The sequence below is a fragment of the Saccharospirillum sp. ABV4_185 genome, from assembly GCF_056159245.1.
In genome coordinates, this window is sequence record NZ_JBSWUW010000001.1 from 1,082,600 (window position 1) to 1,102,038 (window position 19,439).

Genomic DNA, 19,439 nt, shown 5'->3' on the forward strand with positions numbered 1-19,439 from the left:
TACGGCAGCTCCAGTTCACCGCTGGGAGTGGATGCACAGAAATGCACTGAGCAACTCTACCGCCGAGCGCCGATGAGTATTACCCTTGCACGGCCCAACCATCAGCACGCGAGCAGACTATGGCACACAAGGTTTTTATCGACGGTCAGTACGGCACCACAGGACTGCAAATTCAGCAACGGCTCGAGGCTCATCCCGAGGTCGAACTGGTCAGCATTCCCGAAGACCAGCGTCGCGACCAAAGCCTGCGCCAGCAATACCTCAACGAAGCCGAGGTGGTGTTCCTCTGTTTGCCCGACGACGCCGCGCGCGAAGCGGTGTCGCTGATCACCAACCCTGACACCGTCATCATTGACGCCTCCAGCGCTCACAGAGTTGCACCGGGCTGGGTTTATGGCGTACCGGAACTGCCCGGCCAGCGCGAACAACTGCGCACCGCCACCCGCATCGCCAACCCCGGCTGCTACCCCACCGGCATGACCCTGCTGACCACGCCGCTGGTCAACGCCGGTTTGCTGCCCAAGGATTACCCGATCAGCGTGCACGCCATCACCGGTTACAGCGGTGGCGGTAAAGCCATGATCGCCGATTACCAAAGCAAGACCGGTCGCGATGCGGCCAATGCCGCAGCACGGCCGAAAAACCTGGACCTCAGCCACAAACATCTGCCGGAAATGCAGCAGATTCCCGGCTTTGAATTCGCTCCGGTCTTTGTGCCCACCGTCGCCAACGTTGAACAAGGCATGATCGTCGAAGTGCCGTTACACGAACGATTATTAAACGGCAGCGCCGCCCAGGTTCATCAATGCCTGGCCTCGGCCTACAGCGGCGAAACCTTCGTGCAACTGATGCCATTGAATGACGAATCGCAACTCGACGAGGGCGGATTTTTAAATCCGACCGCCTGCAACAACAGCAACCGCATCGAATTGTTCGTCTTCGCCAAAGACGGCCGCATCATGCTGATGGCGCGGCTCGACAACCTGGGCAAAGGCGCGTCCGGCGCGGCGGTGCAGAATATGAATCTGCGTCTGGGTTTAGACGAAAGCACCGGCCTGTTGTAATTAAAGCTGTAATTAAAGCTGTAATTAAAGCTGTCACTGAAACGGTAACCACCGATGCGCATCCCGCGAATCTACCTGTCCGACGCCGAACAAAGCGGCACGCAACTGGCGCTGCCCGACGGCGCCTTTGGGCATCTGGTGCGCGTGCTGCGCATGAACGACGGCGCCGAGTTGGAAGTGTTTAATGGTCGCGGCCAGCGCTTTCGCGCCGAACTGGCATCGGTCGGCAAACGCGAGGCTGCGGTCAAGGTGCTTGAGGCATTACCCAGCCACACCGAATCGCCACTGCATACGCATTTGGGTTTGGTCATGTCCAAAGGCGACCGCTTCGATTACGCCCTGCAAAAAGCCACTGAACTCGGTGTCAGCGCTATCACACCGCTGACCAGCGAGCGCTGCGATTTAAAACTCAAAGCCGACCGGCAGGAAAAGAAACTGCAGCACTGGCAAGGCGTGCTGGCCTCGGCGTGCGAACAATGCGGGCAGGATCGATTGCCAGAACTGGGTGCGATTCAAAGCCTGGAAAACTGGGTAGCCGCACAACACAGCGCGCTGAAACTGGTGCTGCACACCAGTGCAGACAAACCGAATTTCCCGGAGGCTTCACCCGAAACCGTCAGCTTCCTGATCGGCCCCGAAGGTGGACTCACCGACTTGGAAGTCAGCGCTGCAACCAAAGCCGGTTTCCAAAGCTGGCAACTCGGGCCGCGCGTGCTGCGTACCGAAACCGCGCCCGTGGTGATGTTGGCTTTGTTGCAGCAGCGGTGGGGTGATTTTTAAGTAAGAGGCATAACCCGCGATAGGCTCGGGCAGTTAGGCCAGTGGCACGCCGTAAACCCGTCCATGGAGGCTCGACTTTGGCCATCCATGGCCAAAAAAGACGACCACTGGCCTAACTGCCCAAGCCCATCGCTACCTACGATGGTTCATTCACCCCTCAACCGCTTCGCCAAAGCCCGCGCCAACATCGGACTCACCAACAACACCAACAAAAACCGCAACGTCTGGAAGGTCATGATCAAACCGATATCGACATCGGTTGACGCCGCAATAATCGCCACGCTATCCAGCCCGCCCGGGCTGGTCGCCAAGTACGCCGTCAGCGGATCGATATCGAACAGCACCACCAAGCCAATCGCCAGCACACCGCATAACGCCATCAGCAGCAGAATCGAAAACAGAATGCGCCAGAAAGCGCGCATCGCGTATTGCACCACGGCCAACGTAAAACCCAGACCGATGCGCCAGCCGAGCACCATATAGCTGATCGCCAATAACCAGGGCGGCTGCACCAGTTCCACGACGCCACTCAGCGTTAACGCGCCGCCAATCGCCAAGGGTGTCAGCAAGGCGCCACCCGGAATCTTTAACTTCAAACCGAGCCAGCCACCGAAGGCGGCGATCATCAATGTTTCGAGCAGCGAAATCAGGTTAAAGGACGGAAACCAATAGGCGGCACTGGTGACCGACACACCCGAATGGGAGGCGGTAATCGCCGCCACGACAGACGCCGTTCCGGCTACCAGCAGCACACGCAGATACTGCATAAAGGCGACCAGGCGCGGATCGCCGCCACCGCTTTCGGACAGAATCACCATCACCGAGGCCGCGCCGGGCGGCGTGCCCCAAATGGCGGTAGTGCCGGGCAACACCTGCTTGCGCGCCAGCAGCCAACCCTGAGCGGCGGCAATGCCGAGTACCAGCAAGGTGACCGATAGAAATAACCACCAACGATTGAAAAAATCGACGATGACATCGGCTTCCAGGCTGCGCGCGACCAGACAACCAATCATCGTCTGCGCCATATAAAAACCCGGCTTACCGATGCGCAGCGAACTGCCTCTGAGGCTGAAGACGATGCCAACGATCATCGGCCCGAGCAGCAAAGCAGCGGGCAGGCCGAGCAGTTCCAGTACGGCGGCAAACACCACCGACACCAGCAGCAAAAAGCCCCAGCGTTTTACGAATACAACGGCCGAGCTGGCAGATTTCGTCATTCAGATTGCTTTGTCTCAGGCCCAGCCAAACAGTCTCTGGGCGTTGTGGTAACTCTGTTTCAATACCTGATCCACCGGCAATTGTTTCACGTCGGCGATTTTTTCGATCACAAAGGGCAAAAACTTCGGCGCGTTTTCCTGGCCGCGATAGGGCACCGGCGTTAAGAACGGCGAGTCGGTTTCCACGACCAATTGTTCAATCGGCGTGGCCGCCAACACTTCGCGCACGTTCTCGGCTTTGTTGAAAGTAATGATGCCGTTAAAGCCGAGCATAAACCCCTGCTCTAAACAGTACTGCGCCAGGCCGATGCCCGAGGTAAAGCTGTGGATCACGCCTTTGCGTTTCAGGTGCGGCACGTACTCCGCCAGAATCGCCTGGGTGTCTTCATCGGCATCACGGGTGTGAATGACCACCGGCTTGTCGAGTTCGCAGGCGATCTTCAATTGATCAGCAAATACCTGACGCTGTTTGGCGCGGTCGGAATGATCGTAATGGTAATCCAGGCCGATCTCACCGATGGCTACAATCTTGTCATCGTTGCCATGCTGGCGCAGCTCGGCGTCGGTGGCGTCGGTATAGTGGTCGGCATCGTGCGGGTGAATGCCCTGAGTGCCGTAGATCATCTCGTGTTCTTCGGTCAGATCGCGCACCCGGCCGAGATTGTCCGGCTCCACCGCTATGGTTACGATACGCTCGATTCCCACGGCTCTGGCGTCATCCAGAATCTGGCTCAGTTCGGCATCCTTGAGGTAGTCGAGGTGGCAGTGCGTTTCGACAATGGGATGGGAAAAGACGGGAATATCGCGTTTCTTGCGGCTCATAATAATGACCCTTGGAACGTGGGCGGCCCAGTTTAGTGATCAACGAGTGGAGATGCCATGCCGGCAACGATCAAACATCTGATTTTCGACATGGGCGGCGTTCTGGTGCGCTTACAGTGGCACCAACAGGTGACCGTATTGCTGGGCCGGGACGTGCCGTTCGAGCAGATTCATGCGCTCTGGGGTAACGCCCGCTCCACCCACGCCTTTGAAACCGGCCAGCTGGATTTCGAAGCCTTCACCGACGCGCTGATCGAGGAATTCGACCTCAACATCGACCGGAAAGAAGTCCAGTCCCGCTTCGGCGCCATGCTCGACACCGACTTCGACGATGCCGTGCCGCTGCTTCAGGATCTTAAAGCCGACGGCCGCTACACCCTCAGCCTGCTCAGCAACACCAACCCCTACCATCTGTCGATCGTGCAACAGCGCAACACCTTCTGGCCGCTGCTCGACCATCCCTTTACCAGCCTCGATTTCGGTTTAATGAAACCCGATCCGGCGATTTATCAGGCGGTGTTAGAAGCGCTGAATGCACAGCCGGAAGAATGCTGGTTCTTTGATGACGGCATCCACAATGTTGAAGTTGCGCGTGCGTTAGGCATTAACGCCGAGCAGGTGTTTGGACCGGAAGATATTCGGCGCGTACTGAAACAACAAGGAGTATTTGGATGACGGTATTGAGCTGGCAAGAAACACTTCCTGAAGTCGAGGAATATTGTGCGCTGAGAGTGGCGGTCGGTCTTTCATCTAAATCCACAGCCGCCGCGCAAAAAGGCTTGCCAGGTTCACTCTATGCCATCTGCGTGCGAGATACCTCAAACCAACTTATCGGTATGGGTCGTGTGGTTGGCGACGGCGGCTGCAATTTTGACATCGTCGATATTGCAGTTTCGCCTGAGTATCAAGGCCAGGGTTTAGGCAAAGGCATCATGCAGCGCATTGAAGGTTATTTAGAAACGGTGGTTGAAGCCGGTAGCTACGTTTGTTTGATCGCCGATAAACCTGGCTTCTATGAAAAGCTAGGTTACCAACACACCGGACCGGCGAGTCTGGGTATGTACAAACATTATTGACGACTCAATAACCCGCCGCATTCGCCCGCGCCCAAAGATGCGCTGCCATCAAAGCGCGCCAGGGCGAAAACTGCGCCAGCCATTGCTCGGTAAATTTGGCATCTGGCGTAGTCTCGTGCGCCAGTAATTCACCGAGGTTTTTGCGCACCGCCACATCGCCGTGCAACGAACCATCGAGCCAACTGAAGCCACGCAGCAAGGCATAACTCACCGTCCAGGGACCGATGCCTTTCAGCGCTAATAGCTGGTTGGAAATCAGCTCGGCATCCGGCGCTTGCAACCAATCATCCAGCGGTAATCCACCGGATAAAATGCCAGCACATAAGGCTCGAATGGCAATCAGTTTGGCGCGCGACAAACCGGTCTCACGCAGCCGCTCGTCGCTCAGTGCCATCAAGCTTTGCGCATCGGGAAAGGCGAGCAGATTTTGCGGTGCTGGCTGGTTCGCAGCCAAAATTAATCGACGCCGAATATTGATCGCCACGATCACGCTGATCTGCTGGCCAACAATAGCCCAGACCAGCGCTTCAAAAGGTGTCGCCGATTGCGGCACGCGCAAACCCGGCCGCTGTTTCAGTAAGGCGCCGACCTCAGGATGATCGGCAAACTGCGCTTCGAATTCGGCCGCGCCCTGATCCAGACCAAGCATTCTTTCGGCAATATTTTGCAGCGGAAATTCAGCAGCTTTTTTGCCTTCGCACTGAACGCTGAATCGGTGCTGATCGAAGTGAAAGCTGAGCGTTAATGGCTGGCCTTGAAACATTATCGCTTTGGTAACCGACTGGTCGTCGCAGCGTTCGGCAACGCTTTCGACATCGCGGCCATGGAAGGCAAGAAAATCGTCACGGCGAAAATCGGCGGGCAGATTGAGCGACAAGGTCGTGCTATTGAGCGTCATGAAAAATGAGTCCCAGAGTAAAGCGTTCGCCACCGTGCACCCGGCTGACACCGTGACGCAAAGTGACTCGATAATCGCCGCGCGTTCCCGCCACCGGCCGATACTGACCGGCAAAAATAACCGCATCACCACGCTGCAATGAAACCACGTCCGGGCGCGATTGGCGACGCGGCCGTTGCTCAACCAAAGTGAATTCGCCACCGCTAAAATCCTCGCCCGGCTGCGACAGCATCACCGTCAGTTGCAGCGGAAAGGCCAGCGGACCGTACAGATCCTGATGCAAACAGTTGTAGTCGTCTTTGCCATAGCGCAACAAAAGCGGCGTCGGTTTGGTCTGACCGGCGGCGTGACAGTGCGCAATAAAGTCGGCATGCGTTTTTGGATAACGGTGCTCAAAACCCAGACGCTGCGACCACCGATTCGCCAGCGGCACCAGGCATTCATAAAGCTGCGCTCTTAAGGTAGCGATCAGTTCGGGCAGCGGATCATCAAAATACTGGTATTCGCCCTGACCAAAGCCGTGACGTTGCATAATCACCTGGCTGCGAAAACGCTGACGGTCGGCGTAACTGTCGATCAGCGTCTGGCATTCGTCCCGCTGTAATAACCTGGGTAACCGGGCATTGCCATAACGGTCGAGTTCAGTTTCCAGCGCTGGCCAGTCGTAGTTGGTCAGTCGATTCGTCATTTCAGCATCCACTCGTTTTCCAGGCTCGGTTTTAACCGCACTCTAGGCTTTAGCCACCACAGTGCCATCCGCACCTTGCGATGCAATTCGAAAGCCCCATCATAGGGGCGGTCTCAACCCTGGGGAAAACACCGAATGCGCGTTCATAAAACCTTGCGGCCCTTTACCTTTCCGCTGCTGATGTCGGTTTATATGGTCACTTTAATGACCGCTCTGATCACCTGGCTGAACATCGGTTTTGGCGCTGATTATCTGCACGCCTGGGGTCAGGCTTTTCTGTTTGCCTGGCCGATCGCCTTTGTTCTGATTCTGCTCGGCGCACCCAAACTGCAAGCGCTGACCGCCTACCTGCATCGTTAACTGATACACTGGGCACGGATATTTAAGGTGCCCATTCATGCTGCATACCCTGCCCGGAAATCAACTCGAGGTGCTGGTCGAACCGCTGGCGCGGCTGCTCGCCGTGCCCGTCGATAACGCCCTCGAGCCCGATGTGATTCTGGTGCAAAACCCGGGCATGCAGCACTGGCTGAGCATGCAACTGGCGCAGCATCGCCACCGGCGCATCAGCATGAACCTGCGCTTTCCACTGCCGGTCACCGAGTTCTGGACGCTGATTCGCCGCGTGCTTGGCCCAAACACCGTGCCCGAAGCCTCGCCCTATCGACGTGAAGTTTTAAGCTGGCGCCTGGATGCGTTGCTGGCGCGCGACGACATCGCTGCCGATCCTGTGTTCACCGAACCCACTCGTTACTGGCAACGCCAAAGCGATCGCCAGCAAGCGGTGCGCCGCCACCAACTGGCCGAGCAACTGGCCGATTTATACGAGCAGTATCTGCTCTATCGCCCGGACTGGATTGCCGACTGGGATGCCGGTCGCGGCGATCACTGGCAAGCGCAACTGTGGCGTTCGCTGACTGCCGATACACCCGTACCCCACCCGATCAAGCTGGCGCGCCAGGCCATCGACCAACTGGCACAACCGGCCGATGCCTTGCCCGAACGGCTGTTTCTATTCGGCATCAACGCGCTGTCGCCGTTCTGGCTCGACTTTATTAAAGCGCTGTCTGATCGCGGCGGCATCGACATCCACCTGCTCTACCTCAACCCCAGCGACGATTACTGGGGCGAAGTGGTCAGCGAACGCCAGGCGGCCAAACAACGGGCGCGCTGGATTGACGCCGAAAGCGACCCGGACACGCCGCTGGATGTGGGCAACCCGCTGCTCGCCAACCTTGGCCAGCAAGGCCAGGCCTTTGTGCGCTTGCTCAGCGAACGCGCCGATCTGGAAACGCCGGTGTTTGTCGAAAACGAAACGCCAACGCTGCTGGCCCAACTACAACGCGACATTCTGCATCTGCGCGATGGCCGCGACACGCCCAGCGAGCTGAACGACACCTCCATCAGCGTCACCCGAGCCCACTCGGCATTGCGCGAAGTCCAGGGTTTGCACGACTGGCTGCTGCATCGGTTTAACGACGACCCGACGCTGACGCCCAAAGACGTGGTGGTGATGTGCCCCAACGTCGAAGACTACGCGCCCTTTGTCGAAGCCGTCTTCGCGCGCCGCTTTGAAGATCTCTCGGAAAAAGTGCCGCCGCTGCCCTGTTCGATCGCCGACCGCCATTTGAAAGACGCCGACCCAACCGTCGCTGCCTTTCTCGATTTATTAACCCTGCCCGACGCCCGCTTCCAGGTCAGCCAGGTGATCGGCTGGCTGCGCGTTCCGGCCATCCAGACGCAATTCCAGTTAACACCCGACGACGTCGACCAGCTCGCCCATTGGCTCAGCACGGCGGCGGTGCACTGGGGGCTGGATGCCGAACACAAGGCGGGCTTTGTGGAACGCGAGGTGAGCGATCACTTCACCTGGCAACAAGGCCTCGACCGCCTGCTGCTCGGCTTTGCCTGGGGCGACGAAGCAACCATCCTGGGTGAGCGCTTACTACTGCCGCACGTCGAAGGCAGCGATGCGCTGCAACTGGGCCGCTTGATGGCCTTCGTGCGCCGCCTTAAACAGCTCGCTGCGGAACTGAACCAGCCGCGCGACATCGAACACTGGCAAGCCTTCCTCAAAGACCGCCTGCGCCTGGCGCTGTTCGCCACTGGCGAGAGCTTCGACCCGGCGCACGACGACCTGCGCGCCGCCATCGCCGACCTCGGCCAACACTGCTTTGAAGCCGGTTTCGACGGCGACATTCCCTTAGGTGTGATTCGCGATGTGCTGATGCAGGCGTTCTCCGGCAGCCAAAGCGGCGGTCGCCAGTTTTTAACCGGCCAGATCACCGTCTGTTCGTTGGTGCCGATGCGCTCCATACCCTTCAAAGTGCTGGCCGTGCTCGGCTTAAACGACGGCGAATTCCCACGCCACCGGCCGCCTTTGGGCTTCGATCTAATGGCGAATGATCATCGTCTGGGCGATCGCTCCCGCCGCGGTGACGACCGTTATTTGTTCCTCGAAGCGCTGCTCTCGGCGCGCGATGCGATCTATCTGAGTTATCAGGGCCGCGACGTTACCAACAACACCGAGCGTCAGCCGTCGCTGGTGCTGACCGAACTGTTCGACTATCTGCAAAGCGCCACCGGCTGGCGCCGCGAACAAATTCGCGATCTGCCGCTGCAACCCTTCGCTGCGGCCAATTACCAGGGCGCACAACCGAGCTTCGACCGCCATTGGTTGCGCCTGACCGAGCCACTGCGTGACGCCAGCAACATCGCCGAACTGCCGGAACCGGAATGGCCGGATGAACTGCCGCTGAAACAGCTGATCGACGCCCTCGATCATCCGTCACGCGCCTTCGCGCGCCAGCGTCTGGGTTTATTCCTGGGTTATGACAGCGGCCCGCAACTGGACGACAGCGAACCCTTCGCGCCCGATCATTTAACGCGCTATCAACTCCAGGCGCAGTTGATCGACAGCGAGCTCGGCTTGGATGACGTGCCGGTCGAGAGCTGGCTCGACCGCGCCCGGCTCTCGGGCTTGTTACCCGATCACTCTGAGGCCGAAGACGACCTGCAAAGCTGGCAGCAACAGGCCGAACAATTCGCCGCTCACTTAATGGCATTGGGCAGCGCTGAACTGACACTCGAAAACGTCGAAACGCGCATCGACGGCCAGCAACTCAGCGCCCAGTTACCTCGCCTCGCCGACGGCCGCCTGCTGTTCTGGCGCCTGGCCGACGCCAAAGGCAAAGATTACCTGACGCTCTGGCTGCACCATCTGGTCGCCAACCTCAGTGGTGCGACCGAAACCCTGGGCCTGTACCGCACCAACAAAACCGACGCCGTCTATCAATTGCAGTTGGCAGCGCTAACCGCCGACGACGCCAAGACCGAACTGACCAACTGGCTGCGCATCTGGAAACTGGCGCTGTGCCGGCCGCTGCCGTTTAACTCGGCCATCGGCCTGGAAGTCGCCAAACCGCGCACGCGCGGCGACTACCAGCCGTACCACTTCGACCGCCTCTGGACCGGCGACCAGTTCCGCAGCGGTTTAGGCAGCGACGCCTATATGCACTGGTTCTGGCCCGAAGCGCCCGATGAAGCGACGCTGCGCGATGATCTGCTGGCGCTCTATGAACCCTTGTTTGCGCACCTGCAGGAGACGGCCCATGCCTAAACTCGACGCCACCACCCTGCCACTGACCGGCCGCCAGCTGATCGAAGCCAGCGCCGGTACCGGCAAAACCTACAACATCACCCGGCTCTATATTCGACTGCTGTTGGAATCGAACCTCGGCGTCGACCGCATTCTGGTGATGACCTTCACCAAAGCCGCCACCGAAGAACTGCGCGGCCGTCTGGCAACGCTGCTGCGCCAGGCCCACGACCAGTGGGACTCACTCGACGAACCCTTTTTCGCCGAACTGCGCCAGCGCATCGAGCCAGTCAAAGCCAAAGCCCGACTGCACCAGGCGCTGTTGCATCTGGATGAAGCCACGGTCTACACCATCCACGGTTTCTGCAAACGCGCTTTAACGCAGCAAGCTTTTGCCAGCGGCATCGGCTTTAACGCCGAGATGGAAACCGACAGCCGCGAGCTGATACTGGAAGCGCTGCGCGACTGGTATCGCCGCCGCGCCGGCGATGATGACTTTGGTTTGCTCTACCAACACTGGCCCACACCGGATGCGTTTTTCGATGCCTGGGCCAATACCATCGCCAGCAGCGATCCGTTACCCGAGCCGGGCGTGACCGACCCGGAACCGGCCTGGCAGGCGTTTCGTGAGCAGTGGGACAACGAGGCCGAGGCGTTTTATGCGCTGAACGTCAAAACCCGGCGCGGCGATAACCAAGCCATCTGGCAAGCGACGTTGGACGAATTAACCCAACTCGCCAATCAACCCTGGCCCGGTTCAGCACCGGCGTTATTCGATAAGGCTTTTAACAAAAACGCCTTCAGCACCGCCAAAAAAATCGACCAGTTACCGACGCTGCATCGCCTCACCAAAGCGCTGAATCAAATCAGTCTGGAACACCGCGCCCAACTGGCCTGGGCCGGCATCGACTACGCCCGTCAGCATCTGGCCAACGCCAAAGATCGCCTCAACCAACTCGATTTCAACGACCTGATTGTGTTGCTACGCCAACGCTTAACCGAAGACGGCGGCGCACCCTTAGCGGCGGCGCTGGCCGAGCAATTCCCGGCCGCGCTGGTCGACGAATTTCAGGATACCGATCCGGACCAGTACGCCATTCTGGATAGGATTTATCAAAGACCGGACGACGGAAAACCCGAGCCGCTGCTGTGCATGATCGGCGACCCCAAACAGGCCATTTACGGTTTCCGCGGCGGCGATGTATTCGCCTATTTAAGCGCGCGAGACAACGCCGACCAGCAGTGGCAGATGGACACCAACTTCCGTTCACACCCGGACGTCGTCGACGGCTACAACCAACTGTTTTACGACGGCGGCCGCGAGGTTTTCGGCTTCGGCATCAACTACCAGCCAGTCAACGCCGGCGCCAAAGACGCCGCTGAACTGAACGACCCAGCGGGCCGTGCAGCCGTGCAATGGGGGCTACTGCCTGCCGACGACAAGCCCTACGCCAAAGAGGCTCAAAGCACACTCGCGGTCTGGGCCGCCGCCGAAATCCAACGGCTGTTAACGCAAGCGAGTTGGCAGGATAAACCAGTACGCCCGGCCGACATCGCAATACTGGTCCGCGACAGAAACGAAGCCGCCACCATCCAACTGGCACTGCGCGAATACGGCCTAAATTCGGTCTATTTAAGCAGCCGCGACAACGTCCTGAAAAGCGAAGAAGCCGACAGCCTGCGCCTGGCACTGCATGGCATTCTCGATCTGGAAAACGATCGCGCTTTAGTTGCGGCGCTCGCCACGCCCTGGTTTGGCCTCGATACCGAAGCGCTGTTTGAGCTGCATCAAAACGAACATCGCTGGGCCGAACTGCAAGCCGAAGTCACCGAACTGCGCGAACGCTGGCTCAACCAGGGCCTGATGAGCATGGCGCTGGCGCTGTTCCAACGCCACGTTCAACCGCGACCGGCGCAACACGAACGCGCCCTGACCAACAGCCTGCATCTGCTCGAACTGCTGCAACAAGCCAGCCAGCATCACCGCCAACCCTGGGCGCTGCTGCACTGGTTCGACCAGGCGCGCGACGACGACCGCCTGGCCGCCGAAGCGCAACTGCGACTGGAAAGCGACGCCGACCTGATACAGGTCATCACCCAGCACGGCGCCAAAGGCCTGGAATACCCGGTCGTCTTCCTGCCGTTCGTCAGCTACGGCCGCAGCGCCCGGCAAACGCCCTCGCTGGTGCGTTACCACGATCGCAATGATCACAGCGCCCGCCTGGCCCTGAACCCGAGCGACGAAGAAATCGAACTCTGGCAGCAAGAACAAATCGCCGAAGATATCCGCCTGCTCTACGTCGCCGCCACCCGGGCCGAAAGTCGACTCTATATTCTGGCGGCCGACTTCAAAGAATTCGGCCGCAGCCCGCTGGCGCGCTGCATGGGCATCGAACAATTCGGCACGATCCGCGAAAAACTCGGCACTCAAGCAAGCAACCAAAACAGCGCCGTCATCCCGGACGCCCCTAACAACGTCATCCCGGACTTGATCCGGGATCTCGCCCTAACGACCGAACAAAACCCCTCGGCCACAACAACCCAACCAACCAACCTAAAACCCGCCGACTTCCACGGCCAGATCGAACGCGACTGGTGGCTCAGCTCTTTCTCGGCACTGACCCGCAACGCGCGCCACGGTGGCCTCTCCAACCCCGACCGCGACCAGGACGAACCCGAAGCCACCAACACGCCCAGCGGCGAGCTGCCACTGCGCTTCTCGCTCGCCCGTGGCGCCGAAGCCGGTAATCTGCTGCACGACATTCTGGAACGCCTCGACTTCCACCAACCCGATTTCGACGCCGCCTTACAGGCGCCGCGCCAGCGCTATCAGGGCTTGATCAGCGGCATCAAAGACGCTGAGCCGCAGTTAATCGACTGGCTCAACGAGATTCTGCAAACCGAACTGCCCAGCGGCGTGCGGTTGGTGGACTTACCGCTCAACCAGACGCTGCGCGAATCGGAGTTCTATTTCCCGCTCAACGCCACCACCAGCGCCGGCCGCCAGTTGGCCGATATTCTCGCCCGCCACCGCGGCCAGCAAGCGGTAGCACTGCCCGACCCACGGCGGCTGAAAGGCATGATGCACGGCTACATCGACTTGGTTTACCACTGGGCCGGCCGCTATTACGTGGTCGATTACAAATCCAGCCATCTCGGCAACCAGCTGGCGCGCTACCTAGACCCCTGGCTGACCGAGAGCGTGCAGAACAGCTACTACGACCTGCAATACCTGATCTACAGCCTGGCGCTGCACCGCTATCTGAAAACGCGACTGGCCGATTACGACCCGGCGCAGCATCTGGGCGGCGTGCATTACCTCTACCTGCGCGGCATGGCGCCGGGCCAAAGCAGCGGCATCTATCATCGTGAAGCCGACCTTAACGCCATCGCCGAACTGGATGCGTTGTTCCAAGGCGAGGAGGCGAACGCATGACCGACCTACTCGACCTAAACCGTCATCTGGAAGGCGTCGCCGAACTCGACTTATTGCTCGCCGAACGGCTGTGCGACTTTTTGAATTGCCACGATGACTGGCTGTTCCACTCCCTGGTCGGCGTCAGCCAGGCGCTGCAACAGGGCCACGCCTGCCTGCAACTGAGCCACTGGGCCGGTCGTTTTGAGTGGCGCGCTGAAGACGACCCGGACAGTGGTTATCGCTTCCCGGCATTGAACGACTGGATTGAAAAACTCAGCGCCTTGCCAATCGGCCCCGACGACAACGCCCCGGTGGTGTTCGACCTCGACCGCCTCTACCTGCGCCGCTACTGGCGCTTCGAAACCGAACTGGCCGCCGCCTTGGGTTCGCGCCTCAACGCCCCGGTCGACGCCAACCTGAAAAGCGCCAAGCAGGTACTCACCGACTTATTCGGCACCAGCGACACCACCAACTGGCAGCAGGTCGCGGCCGCCAATGCCTTGCTCAACCGCTTTACCGTCATCGCCGGCGGGCCTGGCACCGGCAAAACCTTCACTGTCACCCGACTGCTCGCCTTACTGGCGGCCACCGCCAACGAGTTGCCGGTTATCAAACTCGCCGCCCCCACCGGCAAAGCGGCCCAGCGTTTGGGCGAATCCATCCGCGCTGCCAAAGCTGGCCTGCTCGGCCCGGTCGATATGCTCACGCTCGAGGCCATTCCGGAAACAGCCTCCACGCTGCACCGTTTATTGGGCGTCATTCCCAACCAACTCGACTTCCGCCATAACGAACGCAACCCGCTGGAACTCGATATTCTGGTGGTCGATGAAGTCTCGATGGTTGATCTGCCATTAATGACCCGGCTTTTCCGCGCCCTACCCGAACACGTTCGCGTCATCTTCCTGGGCGATGCCGACCAGTTACCGTCCGTTGCAGCCGGAAGCGTGCTCGCCGACTTGGCCGAAAGACCGCATCCGGGCTACTCAAAGGCTCGAAAAACTCAACTTAAACAGTTGGGAATGAACGTTGAAAACAGCGTTCAAAACAGTGCCGACTACCTCAGCTATCTCTACGACAGCCGCCGTTTCGGCCCCCATTCCGGCATCGGCCAACTCGCCCGACAAGTCATCGACGGTCAAAGCGACGCCAGCCTGGCCACGCTCAAAGGCGAACACAGCGACGTCCAATGGCTCGGCGATAGCAACCTCTACGCCCAAATCGACGCCTGGACGCGCACCTGGTACCAACCCATCGCCCAGGCCGACACCCTGACCGAAGCCTTCGACCGTCTGTTCCAATTCCGCCTGCTGTGCCCGACCCGAGTCGGCCCACGCGGCGTAGAAGCGCTGAACGAACGCATCGAACGCCAACTCAACCCCAACCGCGAACCCGCCTATCGCGGCCAACCAATCATGGTCACCGAAAACCACTACGGCGTCGGCCTCTACAACGGCGACATCGGCCTGCTCTGGCCCGACGACAACGGCCAACTCCTGGCCTGGTTCCCAGAAGGCGACGGCCACAGACCCATCGCCCCGGGCCGCTTGCCGAGGCACGAAACCGTCTACGCCATGACCATCCACAAAACCCAGGGCAGCGAATTCGAACACGTCGCGATGGTATTGCCAGAACCCCCCAGCCCCAAGCTCACCCGCGAACTGATCTACACGGGTTTAACGCGGGCGAAGCAGGCGTTGGTGGTGTTCGGTGGGGAAGGGGTTTGGCTGGAAGGGGTGCGGATGCGAGTTGAGCGGCATTCGGGGTTGAAGGAGAGGTTGGCGACAAACGCTTAATGATTGCATAGCCTATTTTTTAACCAAATTCACAGCAGTTCACGTTTTACGTCTGTCAGAAATAAACTTGCCGGTTTATGATTTACAACAATTGTTGTTATTTATAAACCGGAGGCGGCCATGATCGGTGAACGACTCAAGCGCGCCCGCGCGGCATCTGGCCTTTCAATGGCCAACCTGGGCCAGGCCATCGGCGTCAGCGCCAACATGATTAAAAAGTACGAACACGACGAAAGCATGCCGTCTTCATCGGTATTGATTCGACTGTGCGACGCACTATCAGTGCGGTCCGAGTACTTTTTCCGCCCGAACACCGTCAGGCTGGAAGGCATCGAATACCGCAAGAAAGCCAGCACTCCACAGAAAGTCATCAACCAGTTAAAAGCCGATGTACTGGACCAGGCGGAGCGTTGGTTTGAGTTACGCAACCTTTGGCCGGAATTTCCTGTCGATGAATTCGTGCTGCCCGCCCAATTGCCAACCATTGAATCGCTGGACGACGTTGAAAAGGCTGCCCAACACATTCGCCACCACTGGCATCTCGGCCTGAACCCAATTCCAGAGTTAATCGATCTACTGGAATCCCAGGGTGTCTTGGTCATCCAAACCGAGTCAGAGCACGCCAATCAGTTTGACGGTTTACAAGCCACCGTTGAAAACGTGCCGGTCATCGTCGTATCGAAACACTGGCCGGGTGATCGGCAACGATTCACCCTGGCGCACGAATTAGGCCACTTGGTACTGCACGACCGATTGCCAACTGACATCGACGAGGAAAAAGCCTGCAATCGCTTTGCCGGCGCCTTCCTAATTCCCCAAGAAGGTGTTTGGTCCGCTTTGGGCCGGCAACGCCATAACCTGGAATGGAAAGAACTGGATTTACTGAAACACGAATACGGTTTAAGCATCCAAGCCCTGCTCTACCGCTGCAAAGACCTGGGCGTAATCAGCGACGAGAAGTTTGCAGCCATGTGCCGCACCGTTCGCCAAAAAGGCTGGCATCGCCAGGAACCCGGCAGACCTTACCCACCAGAGCACACTCAGCACTTCGAGCAGCTGGTTTACCGGGGCGCGGGCGAAGGCATCCTTTCCGATTCAAAAGCCGCTGAACTGTTAGCAATGCCTGTTAGTACTTTCCGCAAATCACGCGTGCTGGCCGAGGTTGGTGACTGATGGAGGTGCTCATCAGCGACGCCAACGTACTGATCGACATGGAAGCCGGTGAGTTGGTAGAGCTGATGTTCCAGTTACCATACGAATTCAAAGTATCGGACATGCTGTTCAAGGACGAACTCTCAGACCAGCATGGCTATCTTCTTGGTTTGGGACTGATTGAAACGGAGCTAACGCCGGAAGGAATGCTGGAAGCGCAGAGACTGACTGGCGTTTACGCCAAACCCAGCCGCTACGATTGTTTCTGCCTGGCACTGGCAAAACAAGAATGTTGTCCATTACTAACCGGCGACGGAGACCTCAGAGCCGCCGCAGGAACTGAAGCAGTGGAATGCCGAGGCACGATCTGGCTGGTGAACGAGCTGATCACTCATAGGCTTGTCGATAAACATTCAGCACGCCAAGCCTATGAGCGGATGCGCGAAGCTGGAAGTCGATTGCCTTGGGAGGTAGCAATCAACGCCCTGGAAAGCTAGTTTAGACAACCTTAAAGCTCGCTAATTCAGAATCGAAATATATTCACCAACTACCCTTAAGTCTCCTGCTTGATCTTCACTTAATACAATGTCCTTATAACCTAGCGCACTAGATTTTGGTCTAAGTGTGATCCTGGAGTGGTGCCATTCACCATCCTCTGAAAAAATTTTATCACTATGATACTCCTTAACTGTGTAATGCCCTCCCTGCTCAATATCTTGAATATCCCGATGTTGCACCAATACGATCTTTCCTTCGCGAGATCCCGCAGAGTCGGCTTTAAAAAGGCACCAAGAACCATTTGGTATACGTCGATTCATAGACTCGCCCAGCACTTGTGCAACAAAATATCCTTCAGCCAAACGAAAATGTTCTGGCAGCTCGACCCAGTCAAACTCGCCTGTAATTTGGTACTCGCTAAAGTCGCCAGCAGCAATCTTCAAGTCATATAAAGGAACAGAATTTATGTAAGGTATAGCTTCATCTTTTGGAAGAATCCGGAGATTTAAACCAGGATATTTCTCTTCAAGTGTTATCTCTTTAATCTGGCGAGCCTGATCAATCAAAGCTGAAAAATACTCGTTGGTTTCTGGATCTGTGCAAAATAGATAGCAGCCCTTTTGTCCACGTGTCATTAGCGTACGGTAGGTATTCTTAACAATATCATCGGCAACTTTGACTGCCTCGCTAGGCTTTTCCTTCAAAAGTCTTTTGTAACCTCTAACAGTACTATCTCTGCCATCTCTCTTGCTTGCGTCAGTGATTATCCGACCATTACGCACGATAAGGTCGGGGCCAATGATTACGCCGATGTAATCTACTTCGAGTCCCTGACAAGTATGAATGCAGCCAATCTCTCTGACGGACTCTGGAGACACAATCCATAGGCTACCGTCTGTAGTGAGATTCCATTGTGCTTCAAAGCCATATTCCGGAATTTTGATATCCATTGCGTATTTATCTTTTTTACTCGCCCATTTCCAACAATATCCGGCGACAAGTCGTGATTTATTATTAATCGCATTTTTCTGAAAAATCTCATTCCGCAACTCAACAGGTGAGTTGAAGACTTTGAAATCGTAATCAATATTTTCAAGCGTGTTGTTTGCCGTCTCTCGTATCTGCAATGATGAATCAAGCCATGCAAGGTAACCATCTGATCCGTTACAACGAAATTGCGATTTTAAATCCATACGCTGAATTTCTGCACCCAGCTGACTCGACCACATCTCAATCTCTTCTAGCGAACCAATGTCACTTAAAGTGACTCGCTGATTCTCATCAAGAAAAAATATAGAAAGCTTAGACGCATTGATTATCTCTTTGATCTGATTGACGCCTTGATTGCCATAAAGACCTGAGCGTTCATTCAGTCGATGGGCTTCGTCTACGATCAGTGCATCAAAAAAATTGGACTCTGTTTCAATATATGAACCTGACCCTTTAAACATATTGTTAATTTTGGTTTTTGTCATTGTGCCGGTCAGTTTTGCAGCATAAACGGCCCGAGGAGCTGCATTCTTTGACACATACTGCGTATTCAATTCACGCTTGGTAAACTCGACTAATAAATTGACAGCTACCACTGATTTACCTGTACCCGGCCCACCTTCAACAATAAGTACTTTTTTACTATTTTTGGCTTTATGCGCTAGATCAATAGCCGCTTCATAAACCAACTTTTGATCGTCGATCATCAGAAATTCCTGATTCCCACTTAACATCGAAGTAAGACTATCAGCCAACCCCTTTGAAGGTTTAATTCTGCCATGCTCGATACGATACATGATGCTATCGGTATCGCCATATTTGACATATTTTTTTAGAAAGTCAGCGAGCTTTTTAGCATCCGATGAAATAAAAACAGGAGCTTTGCTAGTATGAACAGCATAAAAGTCATCATTAATAGCTGAATCAGAATCTAAATTATGTAGATATGCACAAGGCATTAACCTTATATCTTCTTGCCTAACGGTTTCATTATAATCTTCTATTAATGCTGAATAGGTCCATGCTTGATAGGAAGGGTGATTGGTTTCTCTTTCCCCTCCACCTAAATAGGTTTTTACTACTCCGTCCTTGCTAGTTTTTTTTACTTCACTCCATTGCTTGAGCTCTATAATTACCGCGGTGTCTCGTTTATCTTCGCCCTTACCTGTCAATATGAAATCGATGCGCTTGCTAGCCAAAGGCAACATATATTCAATTGAAACACCTGAATCCAGTGGAATATCTGGGTCAATTAGAATCTTAAACATGTATTGCATGGAGTTCTTCCATGACAGAACTTCATTCTTAGATGGGCGCTTAAATAACTTCCTTTGAAATTCTGTCAAAATGATATTTTCTATAGCGTTTGCACTTACATCCTCGATGAATCGTTTCTTATTTCCACTGTATACCAACATTAGTAGTTTTCCTTTTACTTCTTAGAG

At 56.5% G+C, this 19,439-nt stretch carries 15 protein-coding genes; 10 read left to right on the top strand and 5 right to left on the bottom strand.

Going from position 1 to position 19,439, the window contains the following annotated elements:
- Positions 1-119 precede the first annotated feature (119 nt).
- Positions 120-1,064: an N-acetyl-gamma-glutamyl-phosphate reductase gene (gene argC / locus ACXAE6_RS04900; RefSeq protein WP_475145226.1), complete on the top strand. Its 945-nt coding sequence runs from the start codon at positions 120-122 to the stop codon at positions 1,062-1,064.
- A 54-nt stretch (positions 1,065-1,118) separates the two neighbouring features.
- Positions 1,119-1,844 carry a 16S rRNA (uracil(1498)-N(3))-methyltransferase gene (locus tag ACXAE6_RS04905; RefSeq protein WP_475145228.1) on the top strand — a complete coding sequence of 242 codons (726 nt, stop codon included), beginning with the start codon at positions 1,119-1,121 and terminating at the stop codon, positions 1,842-1,844.
- A gap of 146 nt (positions 1,845-1,990) precedes the next feature.
- Here the strand turns inward: ACXAE6_RS04905 and ACXAE6_RS04910 are convergent, their stop codons facing one another.
- Both ACXAE6_RS04910 and ACXAE6_RS04915 read right to left on the bottom strand, forming a co-directional pair.
- Entirely contained in the window at positions 1,991-3,061 is a 1,071-nt protein-coding gene (locus tag ACXAE6_RS04910) for an AbrB family transcriptional regulator (protein WP_475145230.1), read from the bottom strand.
- Positions 3,062-3,076: 15 nt separating this feature from the next.
- The gene (locus tag ACXAE6_RS04915) at positions 3,077-3,883 is read right to left on the bottom strand and encodes a TatD family hydrolase (protein ID WP_475145232.1); all 807 of its coding nucleotides are present in this window, start codon (positions 3,881-3,883) and stop codon (positions 3,077-3,079) included.
- Positions 3,884-3,940: 57 nt separating this feature from the next.
- Between ACXAE6_RS04915 and ACXAE6_RS04920 the strand changes: the two genes are divergently transcribed.
- Together ACXAE6_RS04920 and ACXAE6_RS04925 are read left to right on the top strand one after the other, a co-directional pair.
- Positions 3,941-4,558: an HAD family hydrolase gene (locus ACXAE6_RS04920; protein WP_475145234.1), complete on the top strand. Its 618-nt coding sequence runs from the start codon at positions 3,941-3,943 to the stop codon at positions 4,556-4,558.
- On the top strand, positions 4,555-4,959 hold the full coding sequence (locus ACXAE6_RS04925; RefSeq protein ID WP_475145236.1) for a GNAT family N-acetyltransferase: 405 nt from the start codon (positions 4,555-4,557) through the stop codon (positions 4,957-4,959). Before ACXAE6_RS04920 ends, ACXAE6_RS04925 begins: the two co-directional genes overlap by 4 nt.
- 4 nt (positions 4,960-4,963) lie before the next feature.
- On the opposite strand, the gene ACXAE6_RS04930 is transcribed toward ACXAE6_RS04925, so the two are convergent.
- Positions 4,964-5,857, bottom strand: a complete 894-nt coding sequence (locus tag ACXAE6_RS04930; RefSeq protein WP_475145238.1) for a DNA-3-methyladenine glycosylase 2 — start codon at positions 5,855-5,857, stop codon at positions 4,964-4,966.
- Entirely contained in the window at positions 5,844-6,545 is a 702-nt protein-coding gene (locus ACXAE6_RS04935; RefSeq protein ID WP_475145241.1) for a 2OG-Fe(II) oxygenase, read from the bottom strand. Before ACXAE6_RS04935 ends, ACXAE6_RS04930 begins: the two co-directional genes overlap by 14 nt.
- A gap of 135 nt (positions 6,546-6,680) precedes the next feature.
- Here ACXAE6_RS04935 and ACXAE6_RS04940 point away from each other — a divergent pair, with 135 nt between their 5' ends.
- From ACXAE6_RS04940 to ACXAE6_RS04965, 6 genes are all read left to right on the top strand, one after another.
- Complete coding sequence (locus tag ACXAE6_RS04940) at positions 6,681-6,905, top strand: DUF2798 domain-containing protein (protein WP_392797952.1); 225 nt, start codon at positions 6,681-6,683, stop codon at positions 6,903-6,905.
- 37 nt (positions 6,906-6,942) lie between these two features.
- Positions 6,943-10,164: an exodeoxyribonuclease V subunit gamma gene (gene recC / locus ACXAE6_RS04945; protein WP_475145244.1), complete on the top strand. Its 3,222-nt coding sequence runs from the start codon at positions 6,943-6,945 to the stop codon at positions 10,162-10,164.
- Positions 10,157-13,579 (top strand): exodeoxyribonuclease V subunit beta, encoded by a 3,423-nt coding sequence (gene recB / locus ACXAE6_RS04950; RefSeq protein WP_475145248.1) that lies wholly within the window; start codon positions 10,157-10,159, stop codon positions 13,577-13,579. Before recC ends, recB begins: the two co-directional genes overlap by 8 nt.
- The gene (recD, locus tag ACXAE6_RS04955; RefSeq protein WP_475145251.1) at positions 13,576-15,354 is read left to right on the top strand and encodes an exodeoxyribonuclease V subunit alpha; all 1,779 of its coding nucleotides are present in this window, start codon (positions 13,576-13,578) and stop codon (positions 15,352-15,354) included. The genes recB and recD overlap by 4 nt, the downstream gene beginning before the upstream one ends.
- A 120-nt stretch (positions 15,355-15,474) precedes the next feature.
- Complete coding sequence (locus ACXAE6_RS04960) at positions 15,475-16,527, top strand: helix-turn-helix domain-containing protein (protein ID WP_475145253.1); 1,053 nt, start codon at positions 15,475-15,477, stop codon at positions 16,525-16,527.
- A complete protein-coding gene (locus ACXAE6_RS04965; protein WP_475145255.1) occupies positions 16,527-17,003 on the top strand; it encodes a PIN domain-containing protein in 477 nt (158 codons plus the stop codon). Before ACXAE6_RS04960 ends, ACXAE6_RS04965 begins: the two co-directional genes overlap by 1 nt.
- Before the next feature lie 21 nt (positions 17,004-17,024).
- Here the strand turns inward: ACXAE6_RS04965 and ACXAE6_RS04970 are convergent, their stop codons facing one another.
- On the bottom strand, positions 17,025-19,412 hold the full coding sequence (locus ACXAE6_RS04970; RefSeq protein WP_475145257.1) for a DNA/RNA helicase domain-containing protein: 2,388 nt from the start codon (positions 19,410-19,412) through the stop codon (positions 17,025-17,027).
- Positions 19,413-19,439 lie beyond the last annotated feature (27 nt).